The organism is Streptomyces sp. NPDC034084 (assembly GCF_055575535.1).
The window spans coordinates 44,918-61,277 of sequence record NZ_JBVISK010000004.1 but is presented as its reverse complement, the minus strand read 5'-3'; the positions used below and the strand labels follow the sequence as shown (position 1 = coordinate 61,277).

Annotated in this window: 13 protein-coding genes; 6 read left to right on the top strand and 7 right to left on the bottom strand. The window is 72.7% G+C overall.

Annotated features, from left to right (window positions below):
• Nucleotides 1-192 precede the first annotated feature (192 nt).
• On the top strand, nt 193-1,914 hold the full coding sequence (locus tag ACZ51I_RS15395) for a chitinase (protein ID WP_468875777.1): 1,722 nt from the start codon (nt 193-195) through the stop codon (nt 1,912-1,914).
• A 58-nt stretch (nt 1,915-1,972) separates the two neighbouring features.
• On the opposite strand, the gene ACZ51I_RS15390 is transcribed toward ACZ51I_RS15395, so the two are convergent.
• Nucleotides 1,973-3,286, bottom strand: coding sequence for a serine/threonine-protein kinase (locus ACZ51I_RS15390; RefSeq protein WP_468876827.1), 1,314 nt, complete (start codon nt 3,284-3,286; stop codon nt 1,973-1,975).
• A 220-nt stretch (nt 3,287-3,506) separates the two neighbouring features.
• Here ACZ51I_RS15390 and ACZ51I_RS15385 point away from each other — a divergent pair, with 220 nt between their 5' ends.
• Nucleotides 3,507-4,859, top strand: a complete 1,353-nt coding sequence (locus ACZ51I_RS15385; protein WP_468875775.1) for a M14 family metallopeptidase — start codon at nt 3,507-3,509, stop codon at nt 4,857-4,859.
• 57 nt (nt 4,860-4,916) lie between these two features.
• Here ACZ51I_RS15385 and ACZ51I_RS15380 read toward each other — a convergent pair whose 3' ends face one another.
• From ACZ51I_RS15380 to ACZ51I_RS15370, 3 genes are read right to left on the bottom strand one after another with little or no spacing between them, the layout of a single operon-like run.
• On the bottom strand, nt 4,917-5,327 hold the full coding sequence (locus tag ACZ51I_RS15380) for a RidA family protein (RefSeq protein WP_468875773.1): 411 nt from the start codon (nt 5,325-5,327) through the stop codon (nt 4,917-4,919).
• The gene (locus tag ACZ51I_RS15375) at nt 5,324-6,097 is read right to left on the bottom strand and encodes an IclR family transcriptional regulator (protein WP_468875771.1); all 774 of its coding nucleotides are present in this window, start codon (nt 6,095-6,097) and stop codon (nt 5,324-5,326) included. The genes ACZ51I_RS15380 and ACZ51I_RS15375 overlap by 4 nt, the downstream gene beginning before the upstream one ends.
• A complete protein-coding gene (locus ACZ51I_RS15370) occupies nt 6,094-7,125 on the bottom strand; it encodes a sugar kinase (RefSeq protein WP_468876825.1) in 1,032 nt (343 codons plus the stop codon). Before ACZ51I_RS15370 ends, ACZ51I_RS15375 begins: the two co-directional genes overlap by 4 nt.
• Nucleotides 7,126-7,317: 192 nt before the next feature.
• Between ACZ51I_RS15370 and ACZ51I_RS15365 the strand changes: the two genes are divergently transcribed.
• Both ACZ51I_RS15365 and ACZ51I_RS15360 read left to right on the top strand, forming a co-directional pair.
• A complete protein-coding gene (locus tag ACZ51I_RS15365; protein WP_468875769.1) occupies nt 7,318-8,583 on the top strand; it encodes an alanine racemase in 1,266 nt (421 codons plus the stop codon).
• A gap of 21 nt (nt 8,584-8,604) precedes the next feature.
• Nucleotides 8,605-10,182 carry an N-acyl-D-amino-acid deacylase family protein gene (locus ACZ51I_RS15360; RefSeq protein ID WP_468875767.1) on the top strand — a complete coding sequence of 526 codons (1,578 nt, stop codon included), beginning with the start codon at nt 8,605-8,607 and terminating at the stop codon, nt 10,180-10,182.
• A 53-nt stretch (nt 10,183-10,235) separates the two neighbouring features.
• Here the strand turns inward: ACZ51I_RS15360 and mptB are convergent, their stop codons facing one another.
• Together mptB and ACZ51I_RS15350 are read right to left on the bottom strand one after the other, a co-directional pair.
• A complete protein-coding gene (gene mptB, locus ACZ51I_RS15355) occupies nt 10,236-11,660 on the bottom strand; it encodes a polyprenol phosphomannose-dependent alpha 1,6 mannosyltransferase MptB (RefSeq protein WP_468875765.1) in 1,425 nt (474 codons plus the stop codon).
• Between the two features lie 111 nt (nt 11,661-11,771).
• Nucleotides 11,772-12,257, bottom strand: a complete 486-nt coding sequence (locus ACZ51I_RS15350; RefSeq protein WP_468875763.1) for a hypothetical protein — start codon at nt 12,255-12,257, stop codon at nt 11,772-11,774.
• 137 nt (nt 12,258-12,394) lie between these two features.
• On the opposite strand from ACZ51I_RS15350, the gene ACZ51I_RS15345 reads away from it, so the two are divergent.
• Together ACZ51I_RS15345 and ACZ51I_RS15340 are read left to right on the top strand one after the other, a co-directional pair.
• Nucleotides 12,395-13,606, top strand: coding sequence for a pyridoxal phosphate-dependent aminotransferase (locus tag ACZ51I_RS15345; RefSeq protein WP_468875761.1), 1,212 nt, complete (start codon nt 12,395-12,397; stop codon nt 13,604-13,606).
• Nucleotides 13,607-13,736: 130 nt separating this feature from the next.
• A complete protein-coding gene (locus ACZ51I_RS15340) occupies nt 13,737-14,129 on the top strand; it encodes an SCO4983 family protein (RefSeq protein ID WP_468875759.1) in 393 nt (130 codons plus the stop codon).
• A 240-nt stretch (nt 14,130-14,369) separates the two neighbouring features.
• Here the strand turns inward: ACZ51I_RS15340 and ACZ51I_RS15335 are convergent, their stop codons facing one another.
• On the bottom strand, nt 14,370-16,190 hold the full coding sequence (locus ACZ51I_RS15335) for a phosphoenolpyruvate carboxykinase (GTP) (RefSeq protein WP_468875757.1): 1,821 nt from the start codon (nt 16,188-16,190) through the stop codon (nt 14,370-14,372).
• Between the last annotated feature and the right edge of the window lie 170 nt (nt 16,191-16,360).

Sequence of the window (16,360 nt, the reverse complement as noted above, 5' to 3'; positions counted from 1 at the left end):
TTTGTTGCGGCCCTCCGGGGTCCGGCCGAACACCGTTCACCGCCAGAGGTATTGACAACGGGATTGGTCTGGACCAACTTGTTCCGACAGCGGTGGCCACCGCCCGCACTCCCCGCACCCCTCCGTACGACGACACGCGATGACGTATGCCGACGTACGGCACCTCCACCTCCCCAACTCCCCCACCGGAGGATGCACGTGGACCGCACCACCACCCGCCCGCACGGACGGCGCCGGCTCGCCGGAGCCCTCGCGCTCGCCGTCGGCTCCGGGCTCGTCCTCGTCGGCGGAGCCGGCACCGCGCAGGCGGCGGACGTCAACGTCGCCAAGAACGCCGGATTCGAGAACGGCCTCGCCAACTGGTCCTGCTCCGCCGGGAGCGGCGCCGCCGTCTCCTCCCCGGTCCGCACCGGGGCCGGCGCGCTCAGGGCCACCCCCGCCGGTCTCGACAACGCCAAGTGCGTGCAGACCGTGACCGTGAAGCCCAACGCGACGTACACGCTGAGCGCCTGGGTCCAGGGCGGTTACGCCTACCTCGGTGCGAACAACACCGGGACCGGCACCGGCACCGTCTCCACCTGGACGCCCGACAGTCCCTCCTGGAAGCAGCTGACCACCACGTTCACCACCGGCGCGAGCACCACCTCCGTCGAGATCTACACCCACGGCTGGTACGGCACCTCCCCCTACCTCGTCGACGACGTCAGCGTCTTCGGGCCCGACGGGGGCGGCGGCCAGGACCCCGACCCGGTCGTCCCGTCCACCCCGGCCGGTCTCGCCGCCGGTACGGTGACCACGAACTCCGTCGCCCTGAGCTGGGGCGCGGTCAACGGCGCCACGGGCTACAAGGTGTACCGGGACGGCGCCAACCCGCAGACTGTGAGCGGTACTTCGGCCACCGTCACGGGGCTCACCGCCGACACCGCGTACCAGTTCCAGGTCTCCGCGACGAACTCCGCCGGCGAGTCCGCGAAGTCCGCCGCCGTGTCCGCCCGCACCGCCAAGGCGACCGATCCGGGCCCCGGCCCGGCCGTGCCGAAGCACGCCGTCACCGGCTACTGGCAGAACTTCGACAACGGCGCCGCCAAGCAGAAGCTGCGGGACGTCCAGGCGGCGTACGACATCATCGCGGTCTCGTTCGCCGACTCGACGGCCACGCCCGGCCAGATCACCTTCACCCTCGACCCGGCCGTCGGCTACGCCTCGGTCGCCGACTTCAAGGCCGACATCGCCGCCAAGAAGGCGGCCGGCAAGTCCGTGATCCTCTCGGTCGGCGGCGAGAAGGGCAACGTCACCATCAACAGCGACGCCACCGCGACGGCCTTCGCCGACAGCGCGTACGCCCTGATGCGGGAGTACGGCTTCAACGGGATCGACATCGACCTGGAGCACGGCGTCAACGCCACGTACCTCACCAAGGCGCTGCGCCAGCTCTCCGCCAAGGCGGGCTCCTCCATGGTCCTGACGATGGCCCCGCAGACCATCGACATGCAGAACACGAGCTCGGAGTACTTCAAGACCGCGCTCGCCGTGAAGGACATCCTCACGGTCGTCAACACCCAGTACTACAACAGCGGTTCCATGCTCGGCTGCGACGGCAAGGTCTACAGCCAGGGCTCGGTGGACTTCCTCACCGCGCTCGCCTGCATCCAGCTCCAGGGCGGCCTCGCGCCGTCCCAGGTCGGCCTGGGCGTCCCCGCCTCCACGCGGGGCGCGGGCAGCGGCTACGTCGACCCGCAGACCGTGAAGAACGCGCTCGACTGCCTGACCAGGGGCACCGGCTGCGGCACCTTCAAGCCCGCCCAGACGTGGCCGTCGCTGCGCGGCGCCATGACCTGGTCGACCAACTGGGACGCGACGGCCGGCAACGCCTGGTCGAACGCGGTGGGCCCGCACGTGCACAACCTGCCGTAGCGGAACCCGAGGTGACGGCGCGGCGCCGCCGGTCCCCCGGCGGCGCCGCGTCGTCTCCTCACGCGGGGAGGTAGTGGCGCAGCACGGGGTCGAGCATCCGGATCCACTCGTCGACCCGGGCGGCCCGGCGGCCGTCGACCTCGCAGTCGTAGGCCGAGCCGTCGTAGAGGGTGACGGTGACGCGCAGCACCCGGTCGCGGCGCACGCGCTCGTACCGTACGGCCCCGATCTCGCTCCAGAGGAAGTCGGCCTCCTCGCCGAAGAAGTGCAGCGACACACCACTGCCGTCGACGGCGACGCCGGAGTTCCGGTCGGCGGCGGCGAAGTCCGGCGCGGGCGGAGGCGGCATGAGGGGCGGCGGCGGTACGTAGAGGGTGGCCGGATGCGGTACGGGGAGGGGTACGGGAGCGGGTACGAATACGGGAGCGGGCACGGCGTCCTGGACACCCGCCGGAACCGCGTCCACCGGCCCGACCGGAGCCACCGGCCCGACCGGAGCCACGGACACCGGCCCCGCAACCGCGTCCACGGGCTGCCCCACCGGCACCACGTCCACCGGCCCCGCCGAAAGCGCCGCCACCGCATCGCCAGGCGTCACCCGAGGGTCCGGCACTCCCGCCGGCACCGACGGCGTCACCCCCGCCCCCGGGCGACCCGTCGTCAGCTCGTCCAGCAGGGCCTCCGGCGTCGGCCGTTCCGCCGGGTTCTTGGCGAGGCAGCGCCCCACGAGCGCGCGCAGCGGCTCCGGTACGGCGCCGAGGTCGGGGGCCTCGTGGACCGACCGGTACATGAGACCCATCGGCGTCCCGTCCCCGAAGGGCCGCCCGCCGGCGGCGGCGACGAGGACGGCGCCCAGCGCGAAGACGTCGGCGGCGCCGGTCACCTCCTCGCCGAGGGCCTGTTCGGGGGCGAGGTAGCCGGGGGTGCCGAAGGCGTTGCCGGTGGCGGTGAGCCGGGTCGACTCCACGGCGCGGGCGATCCCGAAGTCGAGGACGCGGGGCCCGTCGGAGGCCATGACGATGTTGCCGGGCTTGAGGTCGCGGTGGACGAGCCCGCAGGCGTGGATCGCCTCCAGGGCCTCGGCGAGCGCGGCCCCGAGCGAGCGCAGCCCCGCCTCGTCCATGGGGCCCTGGGCGGTGAGGAGTCCGGAGAGGGTGGGCCCCGGGATGTAGGCGGTGGCGAGCCAGGGGGCCTCCGCCTCGGGGTCGGCGTCGACGACCTGCGCGGTGTGGAAGCCGCCGACCTGCCGGGCCGCCGCGACCTCGGCGCGGAAGCGGGCGCGGAAGGACGGGTCGGAGGCGAGTGCCGGCCGCGCCACCTTGACGGCGACGGCACGCCCGCCGCGCGACCGGGCCAGATAGACGGTGCCCATGCCGCCTTCGCCTAGCTTGTGCTCGATGACGTATCTACCGATGAGGGTCCCCACGCGGGACAGTATGGCCGAACTCGCTACCTTGACCCGTCCATGACATCGCCGGACCATGTGGGCCGGACAGCCAAGTGCCCGGACACGCACGCACTCGGACCACCAAGTGCCCGGACACCCGCACGAATCGGTCGCACTCCCCCACACTCCCCACCCAGGAGACAGCATGCGACGTCCCACCCGCGGCAGAAGGTCCGCCACCCTCGCGGCCCTCGTGGCGTTCGCCCTCGCGGCGCCCCTCTCCGCTCTCACCACGCCCGCCGGGGCCGACCCGGCGCCGACCGCCGCCCGGATCGCCTCGGGCGCCGAAGAGGTGATCCGGCAGTACGAGATCGCCGGACCCTCCACCCCGGCCGCCCGCACCGCGCTGACCGCCACCGGCGTCTCGATCGACGAGGTCGACGCCCGCTCGGTCGTCGTCAGCGCCAACACCGAACAGCTCGCCCGGCTCAAGGCGCTCGGCTACCGGCCGGTGGCGCTGCCCGGCCCGCCGGACCGCGGCACCGGCGGCGGCACGGCGGCCGGCCCGCTCGACTTCCCCTCCGCCGACGCGAAGTACCACAACTACGCGGAGATGAACGCGGAGATCGACCAGCGCCTCGCGGCCTACCCGTCGCTCATGAAGAAGCAGGTCATCGGGAAGACGTACCAGGGCCGCGACATCATCGCCATCAAGATCAGCGACAACGTCGGCACGGACGAGGCCGAGCCCGAGGTCCTCTTCACCCACCACCAGCACGCCCGCGAGCACCTCACCGTCGAGATGGCGCTCTACCTGCTGCGCGAGCTCGGCGCGGGATACGGCACGGACGCCCGGATCACGAGCATGGTGAACAGCCGCGAGATCTGGATCGTCCCGGACCTCAACCCGGACGGCGGCGAGTACGACATCGCGAGCGGCTCGTACCGCAGCTGGCGCAAGAACCGGCAGCCCAACTCCGGTTCCTCGTACATCGGCACGGACCTGAACCGGAACTGGGACTACAAGTGGGGCTGCTGCGGCGGCTCCTCGGGCTCCAAGAGCTCCGAGACCTACCGGGGCACGGCCCCCGAATCGGCCCCCGAGGTGAAGGTCGTCGCCGACTTCGTCCGCTCCCGGGTGGTCGGCGGCAAGCAGCAGATCCGGGCCGCCATCGACTTCCACACGTACAGCGAGCTGGTCCTCTGGCCCTTCGGCTGGACCACGGCCAACACCACCACCGGCATGACCCAGGACGACCGCGACGCCTTCGCGACCGTCGGCGGGCGGATGGCCGCGAGCAACGGCTACACGCCGGAGCAGTCCAGCGACCTGTACATCACGGACGGCTCGATCGACGACTACCTGTGGGGTACGCAGAAGATCTTCGCGTACACCTTCGAGATGTACCCGTCGTCGGGCGGCGGCGGCTTCTACCCGCCCGACGAGGTCATCGAGCGCGAGACGAGCCGCAACCGCGACGCCGTCCTCCAGCTCCTGGAGAACGCCGACTGCATGTACCGCTCGATCGGCAAGCAGGCTCAGTACTGCGCGGCCTGACGCTCCGTAGGTGAGGGGGCGCCCCGGCCCGGCGGCCGGGGCACCTCCCCGTCCCGCTCAGCCGAGTACGGCGAGGGCGTCGATCTCGATGAGGAGGCCGGGCGGGAGGCCGACGTAGACGGTGGTGCGGGCGGAGGCGGGGGCCTTGAGGTTCTGGTCCTCGAAGTACTGGTCGTAGATCTCGTTCATCTCCGCGAAGTGGTCCACGTCGGTGAGGTAGACGCGCATCATCATCACGTCGTCCCAGCTCGCGCCGCCCTCCTCCAGGATCGCCTTGACGTTCGCGAAGGTCTGGAGGGTCTGCTCGCGCAGGGTCGGGCCCGCGACCCTGGGGGCCTGGCCCCCGACGGCCGGGAGGAAGCCGACCTGGCCGGCGACCTGGAGGATGTCGCCCTTCCGCACGCCGTGCGAGAACTTCGCGGGCGGGGCGGTGTGGGTGGCGGGGGTGATCGCGGTCTTCTCGCTCATGCGGTGGTGTCCTCGGATTCCTTCGTGGGGGCGGTGCCGGAGTACTCGCGGCTGATGGCGTCCGCGGTGTCACGCACCTGCGGGAGGAGGGTGAGGAGTTCCCCGGCGGTGACGACCACGTTGGGCGCCGAGACCGACATGGCGGCGACGACCCGCCCGTCGGCACCGCGGATCGGGGCGCCGACACAGTTGATGGACTCCTCGTGGCCGCCGAGGTCGGTGGCCCACCCCTGTTCGCGTACGGTCGCCAGCTCCTTGAGGAAGGCGGCGGCGTTCGGGGTCGAACGGGGTGTGTACGGGGGGTAGTCGAGCTTCGCGGCGACGGCGCGCCGTTCGGGCTCGGGCAGGTCGGCGAGGAGCAGCTTGGCGACGGCGGCGACGGTGATCGCGACGGGCTTGCCGATGCGCGAGTACATGCGGACCGGGTAGCGGCTCTCGACCTTGTCGATGTAGACGACCTCGCCCTCCTCGTAGACCGCGAGGTGGACCGTGTGCCCGATCCGCTCGTTGAGGGCGGCGAGGTGGGGGTGGGCGATCTCGCGGACGTCGAGGTTCTCCACGGCCTCCTGCGCGAGCGCGAAGAGGCGGGCGCCGAGGCGGTAGCGCTGGTCCTGCTGCCGGTGGACGAGACCGTGCTCGTGGAGGGTGCGCAGCAGGCGCAGGGCCGTGGACTTGTGGACGCCGAGCCGCTCGGCGACCTGCCCGAGGTCGGCGGGTCCCTGGGCGAGCAGCGGCAGGATGCTGAGCGCCCGGTCGACGGTCTGGCTCATGGCGTACGTACCTCCTGGTCGTCCCCCGTCCAGCCGGGGCCGAGGTGAAGTGTGCCCCAGGCGGCGGCGTCGAGCGCGGCCAGCCGGTCGGCGCGGGCGCGGCGGGGCGGCCGCGCCAGGTCGCCGGGCACGGTGAGGGCGGCGGCGGCCATGAGGTGCCCGTGCCGGAGCCGCGCGGTCGTGCCCAGTCCGCGGAGGGTGCCGGAGAGGAACCCGGCGGCGAAGGCGTCCCCGGCGCCGACGGGGGACACGACGGTGACGCGGGGGGCGCGGGTGTGGGTGACGGTGTCGGGGGTGGTTGCGCGGGTGCCTGGGGTGGTGCCGCCGAGCGGGGTGGGGGAGGTGGCCGCGCCGTGCTCGAACGCCACCGCATCCTCCTTGCCCCGCTTCACCACCAACACCGCCGGCTCCGCCAGGACCGCCCGGATCGCGGCCGGATCGGCCACCCCCCACAACCGCTCCGCCTCGTCGGCGCCGACGAAGACGACGTCCGCGCGGTGGGCGAGTTCACGCAGCACCTCGGGGGCCGTGTCGTCCCGCCACAGCCCCGGCCGGTGGTTGACGTCGAAGGAGACGAGCGGGCGCCCGGGGCGCGGGGCGGTGAGCTCCCGCAGCAGGGCGAGGCAGTCCGCGGAGAGGGCGGCGGTGATGCCGGTGAGGTGGAGGATCCGGGCGCCGGCGACGGAGTCGTACGGGACGGTGGCGGGCGACATGGCGGAGGCGGCGGAGCCGGCCCGGTAGTAGACGACCTCGTGGGCGTCGGTGGCCCGGTCCTCGTCGGTGCGGAAGTAGACCCCGGTCGGCCGGTGCGGGTCGCGCCCGACGGCGGTGACGTCCACCCCGTGGCCGCCGATGGTGGCGACGAGGTGGTCGCCGAAGCCGTCACGGCCGACGCGGCCGACCCAGCGGACGCGGTGGCCGGCGGCTGCGAGGGCGCAGGCGACGTTGGACTCGGCACCGCCGATCGCCCGGGTGAAGGAGGGGACGTCGGCGAGGCGGCCCGGCCGGGAGGGCAGGAAGGTGACCATGGACTCGCCGAGGCAGACGACGTCGGGGGCCGCGTGCACGGGCGCGGGTGCGCTCACTCTCGGGCTCCCTCAGACTCGTACGGGTCCGTCGACCGGGTCCGTTGACCCGCCCTGGGCCCGGATGTTAGACAGCGTTGAGCAGTATGTGCAATGACTGTTGCGCAGAGTGCAACGCCGATGATGAGGAGAGTCATGCCCGACCTGGCGAACGAGCGCGTCGACCACCGCTTCAAGGCCCTGCCGCCGGACGCCGAGGGCCTGACCGTCGGCGAGCTCTCGGCCCAGCGGCGCAACCTCTTCACCGGCGGTTACACGACCCCCGTCCTCGCCCTCTCCGCCGAGTCCGTCGAGCACAACCTGCGCCTCCTGGAGACGTACTCCGAGCGCCACGGCCTCGCCTTCGCCCCGCACGGCAAGACCTCCATGGCCCCCCAGCTCTTCGACCGGCAGCTGGAGCACGGCGCCTGGGGCATCACGGCCGCCGTCCCCCACCATGCCCGCGTCTACCGCGCCCACGGCATCGCCCGGATCTTCCTGGCCAACGAGCTGGTCGACGCCGTCGCCCTGCGCTGGCTCGCCGCCGAGCTCGACGCCGATCCGGACTTCCGCCTCGTCTGCTACGTCGACTCCGTGCGCGGCGTCGAGCTGATGGACGAGGCCCTGCGCGCGGCGGGCGCGGGCCGTCCCGTGGACGTGGTCGTGGAGCTGGCCGCCGGCGCGACCGGACGTACGGGCGTACGGACCGGGGCGGAGTGCGCCGCCGTCGCCGACGCGGTCGCGGCCGTCCCCACCCTGCGGCTCGTCGGCGTCGCCGGGTACGAGGGCACGATGCCCGGGGCCGACGCCGAGCGGGTACGCGAGTGGCTGCACCGCCTCGTCGGGCTCGCCTCCGACTTCGACAAGGCCGGCCGCTTCGACCCGTCCGTCGGCGAGATCGTCGTCAGCGCGGGCGGCAGCGAGTGGTTCGACGTGGTCGCCGAGGTCTTCGCGGAGATCCCCGCCCTCTCCCTCCCCGTCCTGAAGCTGCTGCGCTCCGGCGCGTACGTCTCCCACGACGACGGCCAGTACCGCACCCGCACCCCCTTCAACCGGATCCCCGAGGAGGGCGCGCTCCAGCCCGCGTTCCGGCTCTGGTCACAGGTCGTCTCCCGCCCCACCGCCGAGCAGGCCTTCACCAACGCGGGCAAGCGGGACGCCGCCCACGACCTGCACCTCCCCGAGGCACAGGTGGTCCGCGACGCCCGCACGGGTGAGATCCGCGCCGCCGGGGGCATCACCGTCACGGGCCTCTCCGACCAGCACGCCTGGCTCGCCACCGGACCGGGCGCGGACCTGGAGGTCGGCGACTGGGTGGGGATGGGCCTGTCCCACCCCTGCACGATCTTCGACAAGTGGCAGCTGATCCCGGTCGTCGAGGCGGACGGCACGGTGGTCGACCACATCCGCACGTTCTTCTGATCGGCGACAGGGGGCAGCGACATGGATCTCGTCTTCCGTGACGCGGAGGTCGTCGACGGCAGCGGCGGCGACTCCTACCGGGCGGACGTGGCGATCGAGGGCGGCCGGATCGTCTCGATCGTCAAGGAGGCGGCGGCCGCCGGCTGCCAGCGCCCCACGGCCCGCCGCGTCGTGGACGCCGAGGGCCTCGCCCTCTCCCCCGGCTTCATCGACATGCACGCCCACAGCGACCTCGCACTGCTCCGCGACCCGGACCACAGCGCGAAGGCCGCGCAGGGCGTGACCCTCGAGGTCCTGGGCCAGGACGGCCTGTCGTACGCCCCCGTCGACGACCGCACGCTCGCGGAGGTGCGCCGGGCGATCACCGGCTGGAACGGCGACGGCTCCGACGTGGACCTCGACTGGCGCACGGTCGGCGAGTACCTGGACCGGCTGGACCGGGGAATCGCCGTGAACGCCGCGTACCTCGTCCCCCAGGGCACCGTCCGCATGTACGCGATGGGCTGGGCGGACCGCCCGGCGACGGAGTCCGAGCTGAACCGGATGCGCCGGCTCGTCGCGGAGGGCCTCGAACAGGGCGCGGTCGGCATGTCCTCCGGCCTCACCTACACCCCCGGCATGTACGCGCCGGACTCCGAGCTCACCGAGCTGTGCCGGGTCGTCGCGGAGTACGGCGGCTACTACTGCCCGCACCACCGCTCGTACGGGGCGGGGGCTCTGCGCGCGTACGAGGAGATGGTGACGCTCGCCCGGGAGGCGGGCTGCGCCCTGCACCTCGCCCACGCCACCATGAACTTCGGCGTGAACGAGGGCAGGGCCCCGGAGCTGCTCGCCCTCCTCGACGAGGCGCTCGACGCGGGCGCCGACATCAGCCTCGACTCGTACCCGTACACCCCGGGCAGTACGACCCTGCTCGCACTGCTCCCGAGCTGGGCGGGCGAGGGCGGCCCGGACACCGCCCTGGCCCGCCTCCGCGACGACGCGACGGCGGAACGGATCCGGCGCCACCTGGAGGAGTTCGGCTCGGACGGCTGCCACGGGGTGCCGGTCGACTGGGCCACGATCGAGATCTCGGGCGTCACCGAACCCGCCCTGACCCCGTTCGTGGGGCGCCGCGTCGACGGCTGGGCCACCGCCCGCCGGCTCCTCCTGGAGGACCGGCTGGGCACGACGATCCTCCAGCACGTGGGCCACGAGGAGAACGTCCGGACGATCATGCGCCACCGGGTGCACACGGGCGGCTCGGACGGCATCCTCCAGGGCCTCAAGCCGCATCCGCGCGCGTACGGCACGTTCCCGGAGTACCTGGGGCGGTACGTGCGCGAGCTCGGCGTCCTCTCCCTGGAGGAGTGCGTCGCCCACCTCACCTCCCGCCCCGCGGCCCGCCTGCGCCTCCCGGACCGGGGCCTGGTGCGCGAGGGGTACGTGGCGGACCTGGTCCTCTTCGACCCGGCGACGGTCGCGTCGGGCGCGACGTACGAGAACCCCCGCACCCTCCCGACGGGCATCCCGCACGTCCTGATCGACGGCAGGTTCGTGATGGAGGACGGCCGGCGCACGGACGTGCTGGCGGGCAGGTCGGTCCGCCGCCACCCCTGAGGAAGCCGCCACCCCTGAGGAAGCCGCCGCCCCTGAGGACGCGTCCTGGGTGACTACCGCCCGGCGCGCACGGGAGCGGCGCCCGCCGGAGTTCCGGCGGCCGCCCACGGCTCGCGCCGCACCCACACAGCCCCCACCACCAGCACCGCACCCGCGAGCACGAAGCCGTACCAAGGGGTGTGGCCGGAAGGCTGCGTCTCGTAGACGAGCGCCGTCGACAGCACGGCGAGGATCTGACCCGCCCGGCTCCGCCAGGCGACCCCCGCGACGACGACCGTCCCCCACAGCAGGTACCAGGGCTGGACCATCGGCGACAGCACGACGAGCGCGACCAGCGAGAGCCCCAGACCGAGGACGGGGTCGACGCGGCCCCGGTACGCCCGCCACACGAGCACCGCGATGACGGCCAGGGCGAGCAGCAGACCGAGCTTCTGCACGACACCCTTCACGGGCTCGGCCTCGCCGCCGAAGAGCAGCCCGAGGCCCAGCCCGAGGTCGCTCGTCAGGGACAGCGGCGTGTGGATGGCCGCGGCGACGCTCTGCGTCCGCAGCCACCCGAACCCCGTTCCGGCCAGCACCGAGGCCCCCGCCGCCACCGCCCCCGCGACGACCCCCGGCAGCACGAGCCCCTTCACCGCGCCCCGTACGCCGCCCCCGCGCGCGATCATCACTCCGATGAAGAGCAGGGCCACCGCCGCCGGGGACTTCACCATCATCGCGAGGCCGACGAGGACGCTGCCGAGCACCCACCGCCCGCGCCGGGCGAGCAGGACCCCGCCGAGCATGAGCCCGATCATCAGCCCGTCGTTGTGCATGCCGCCGACGACGTGGATCAGGAGCAGCGGGTTGAGCGCGGCCAGCCAGAGCCCTCCGTCACGGCCGCCGGGCCCGCCCCCGAGCCCGCGGACGGCCCAGACGATCAGGGCGAGCGCGCCGAGGGCGATGAGCCGCAGGCCGAGAACGGCGGGCACGACCGCCCCGCCGGTCGCCTTCACGACCGCCGCAGCGAGGAGCAGGAAGACCGGTCCGTACGGGGCGGGGGTGTCGGTCCAGTTCCCGCCGACGCTCGCCGCCGCGTCCGCCCCCAGGTCACCGGGGCCGAGGACGGAGGGCCCGGACGCGTACACGTCGTGGCCTTCGAGGACCATCGCGCCCTGGGCGACGTAGCTGTAGACGTCGGCGCTGTGCAGCGGCGGGGCGAGGAGCAGCGGCGCGGTCCAGCAGGCGAGGGTCGCGAGCACCCCGTCCCGCAGGCCGCGGGCGAGGAGGACGCCGTACCGCCACCAGGCGGCGACGAGCAGGGTCAGGCCGAGGTACGCGAGGACGGCACCTGCGACGGTGATCGCGGAGCCGCGCGGCTCCCACAGCGGCCCGCCGCCGAGGACCGGCAGGGTGCCGCCCGCGTACCCGCCCACGGCGACGGCGAGCGCCCCGCCCGCACCCAGCCACCGGCATCCGGAGGCACTGAAAGCCCACATGACGGGCCAACCTATCCCGACGGCCCGGAGTCCCCGGAGCCGAGCCCGAAAGCCCGGCGCCGGCGCCGGCGCGGTGACGGCGGCCACCGGCGGTCGGCCGGCCCGCCCCCGTCACCTCAGCCGCTTGCCCGCTCCCCGCCCCTTCCCCGGTTTCCCCTGCCGGTCGCCGACCGGGGACGGGGCTGCGGCGGACGGCGACGCGGCCGTAGGCGAGGTGTCCGGGGCGGTGGCGGCCACGGACGGAGCAGTGGTGGCCGTCGTCTTCGCCGAGGGCGCGGCAGGCGAGGTCGTACCGCCGCCCGGCACGGACGTGGCACCCCCCGACGAGCCGGAGGCCCCCGCGTCCCCCGAGGCTCCCGACGGTCCGTCCGTCGGATCGGCCTGGATCAGGGCGGGCGGTCCGTCGGGGCGGCCGTCGGCGGGGGAGCGCGTACCGCCGCCCTTGCCGAGGCCGCCGCCGAGCAGCGCGGCGGCGAGTCCGAGGACGGTGACGCCGCCCCCGGCGAGCAGCCACACGGTTCCGCGGCCCCGGCGCGCGGGGGCGTGGCGGCGGCGGGCGCGCCGGGGTCCGGCGGCTCCGGGGTGGTGGTGGCTCATGGCCCGGATTGTAGGGAGCACGACAGGGCCGATGCGATCCGGGTCACACCCCGGGGACACCCGGCTCCGTGCGCCGCTCTGTCCGACGTGTCCCAAAACACTCCGCGTCGCACCCGGCCCCGCCGTAAGCTCTCGTCATGCAGGTGATCCAGTCCACGAAGCTCGCCAACGTCTGTTACGAAATCCGGGGTCCGGTGCTCGAAGAGGCGATGCGGCTTGAGGCCGCGGGTCATCGCATCCTCAAGCTGAACACGGGCAATCCGGCCGCCTTCGGCTTCGAGTGTCCGCCCGCCATCCTCGAGGACGTGCTCCGCAACCTCTCCGAGGCGCACGGCTACGGCGACGCGAAGGGGCTCCTCTCGGCCCGCCGCGCGGTGATGAGCCACTACGAGACCAAGGGGATCCCGCTCTCGATCGAGGACATCTACCTCGGCAACGGCGTCTCGGAGCTGATCCAGATGTCGATGCAGGCGCTGCTCGACGACGGCGACGAGGTCCTCGTCCCGGCCCCCGACTACCCGCTGTGGACGGCCTCGGTCTCGCTGGCGGGCGGTACGGCCGTGCACTACCGCTGCGACGAGCAGTCGGACTGGATGCCGGATCTCGCGGACATCGAGCGGAAGATCACCGACCGCACCAAGGCGATCGTGATCATCAACCCGAACAACCCGACGGGCGCCGTCTACGACGACGAGATGCTCCGCTCGCTGACGGAGATCGCCCGCCGCCACGACCTGGTCGTCTGCTCGGACGAGATCTACGACAAGATCCTCTACGACGGCACCACGCACACCCCGACCGCCGCGATCGCCCCCGACCTCCTCGTCCTCACCTTCAACGGGATGAGCAAGAACTACCGGGTGGCCGGTTTCCGGTCCGGCTGGCTCGCGGTCTGCGGTCCAAAGCACCACGCGTCGTCGTACATCGAGGGCCTCACGATCCTGGCCAACATGCGCCTCTGCGCGAACATGCCGGCGCAGCACGCGGTGGCCGCCGCGCTCCAGGGCCGGCAGTCGATCGAGGACCTGGTGCTGCCGGGCGGGCGGCTCCTGGAGCAGCGGGACACGGCGTACGAGCTGCTGACGCAGATCCCGGGCGTGACGTGTGTGAAGCCGAAGGGCGCGCTGTACCTCTTCCCGCGCCTCGACCCGAACGTCTACAAGATCAAGGACGACCGGCAGATGGTCCTGGACCTGCTGCGGGCCGAGAAGATCATGGTCGTGCACGGGACGGGCTTCAACTGGCACGAGCCCGACCACTTCCGGATCGTCACGCTGCCGGCTGCGGCGGACCTGGCGGACGCGGTGACCCGGATCGGGCGGTTCCTGGACGGCTACAGCCAGCCCTGAGGCCCGGAGCCGGCCGGCCCCGAGCCCCTGAGCCCGCCGAACCAGAATCCCGGAGTCCGGACGACACTCAACTTTAGACCCGATCTAAGCTAGGCTGGCCTTCAGAGCAGCACCTCAGGAGGCCATCCCCATGTACGAACCGATCCGCACCAAGTCGGTCCACCGGATGGCCGACGACGCCCCGGACGCGTACCCGCACCGCTCCCGCGAGGAGGAGCTGGACATCCAGCTCGCCGGACACCTCGCCGCCCTGCTCGCCGTCACCGACGAGCTGGGCGACACGGAGGCCGGCGAGCTCATCGCCCGGCAGGTGGCGCGGCTGCGCGGCGCACCCCCCGCGCGGCACGCCGGACTGAGCGGTTCGCCCGCGCAGGACCTGCACCGCAGGGCGCACGCCCTGGCGGGCCGCGCGCTGGTCGTCGCCGCCTCCCGGGCCGACACGGCCGCCGCGATCCTCGCCGCCGAGCGCATGGACGCGCACACCGCGGCGCTGGCCGGGGAACCCCTGGTCGCCGCCCCCTGACGGCCCCGGTCCGCGCGGCACGAACCGCGCGGACCGGGAGCCACCCACCGGACGGAGATGACGGCGATCGCCGCCGCCCTGCGGGACGCGGAGGCGATCCGCCAGGAGACCCACACCGGCGGACATGCGCCGGCCCCGGAGCCTGAGGGGGCTCCGGGGCCGGTTGCGTCGTGATGGACCGTCGTGACCCCACTGGTCAGGGCGGTGTTTCGGGGCAGCCCACCACGAGTCGGGGAGGGACTAGCCCAGACGCTCCACGAGCGCGTGGTACTGGTCCCACAGCTCCTTCGGCGTGTGGTCGCCGAAGGTGTTCAGGTGGTCGGGGACGAGGGCGGCTTCTTCGCGCCACACGTCACGGTCGACCTTGAGGAGGAACTCCAGGTCCTCGGCCGGCAGGTCCAGGCCGTCGGTGTCGAGGGACTCGACGGTCGGCAGGATGCCGATCGGGGTCTCGACGCCCTCGGCCTTGCCGTCGAGGCGCTCGACGATCCACTTCAGGACGCGGCTGTTCTCGCCGAAGCCGGGCCAGACGAACTTGCCGGCGTCGTTCTTGCGGAACCAGTTCACGTAGTAGATCTTCGGCAGCTTCGCCTGGTCCGCGTTCGCGCCGACCTTGACCCAGTGGGCCATGTAGTCGCCCATGTTGTAGCCGCAGAACGGCAGCATGGCGAAGGGGTCGCGGCGCAGCTCGCCGACCTTGCCCTCGGCGGCGGCGGTCTTCTCGGAGGCGACGTTGGCCCCGAGGAAGACGCCGTGGTTCCAGTCGAAGGACTCGGTGACCAGCGGGACGGCGGAGGCGCGGCGGCCGCCGAAGAGGATCGCCGAGATCGGCACGCCCTTCGGGTCCTCCCACTCCGGCGCGATGGTCGGGCACTGTCCGGCGGGGACGGTGAAGCGGGCGTTGGGGTGGGCGGCGGGCGTCTCGGACGCGGGCGTCCAGTCGTTGCCCTTCCAGTCCGTGAGGTGGGCCGGGGCCTCCTCGGTCATGCCCTCCCACCACACGTCGCCGTCGTCGGTGAGCGCGACGTTCGTGAAGACGGAGTTGCCCCAGAGGGTCTTCATGGCGTTGGCGTTGGTGTGCTCGCCGGTGCCGGGAGCGACGCCGAAGAAACCGGCCTCGGGGTTGATCGCGTAGAGGCGGCCGTCCTCGCCGAAGCGCATCCAGGCGATGTCGTCGCCGATGGTCTCGACGGTCCAGCCGGAGATCGTGGGCTCCAGCATCGCGAGGTTGGTCTTGCCGCACGCGGACGGGAAGGCGGCGGCGACGTACTTGGCCTCGCCCTGCGGCGGCGTGAGCTTGAGGATGAGCATGTGCTCGGCGAGCCAGCCCTCGTCACGCGCCATGACGGAGGCGATGCGGAGCGCGTAGCACTTCTTGCCGAGGAGGGCGTTGCCGCCGTAGCCCGAGCCGTACGACCAGATCTCGCGGGTCTCGGGGAAGTGCGAGATGTACTTGGTGGAGTTGCACGGCCACGGCACGTCCTCCTGGCCCTCTTCCAGGGGCGCGCCGAGGGTGTGGACGGCCTTGACGAAGAAGCCGTCGGTGCCGAGCTCGTCGAGGACGGCCTGTCCCATGCGGGTCATGGTGCGCATCGAGACGGCGACGTACGCGGAGTCGGTGATCTCGACGCCGATGGCGGAGAGCGGGGAGCCGACGGGGCCCATGCAGAAGGGCACGACGTACATGGTGCGGCCGCGCATGGAGCCGCGGAAGATGCCCTCGGAGCCCGCGAAGAGCTCCTTCATCTCGGCCGGGGCCTTCCAGTGGTTGGTCGGGCCCGCGTCCTCCTCCTTCTCGGAGCAGATGAAGGTCCGGTCCTCGACGCGCGCGACGTCGGACGGGTCGGAGGCGGCGTAGTAGGAGTTCGGGCGCTTGACCGGGTCGAGCTTCTTGAACGTCCCCTTGCCGACGAGCTCCTCGCACAGACGCTCGTACTCGGCCTCGGAGCCGTCGCACCAGACGATGTTGTCCGGCTGGGTGATCTCGGCGATCTCGTTCACCCAGGAGACGAGCTCCTGGTGCTGGGTGGGGACGGTGGGAGCCGCGTTGTCGCGCGCCACGATTGCTCCTTGATGAGGGGTTTTTTAGATGTCTGCCCCGTGGGGGCCGCGACCCGGATGCTTCGTAGCTGCTCATCCGGTGCCGACCGCACTCATTTGATCATCCGATGGTTCCGCCCATATGTCCAGGGGGGTGCACATGTGAGCATCGCCACTCATATCCGCCGCCT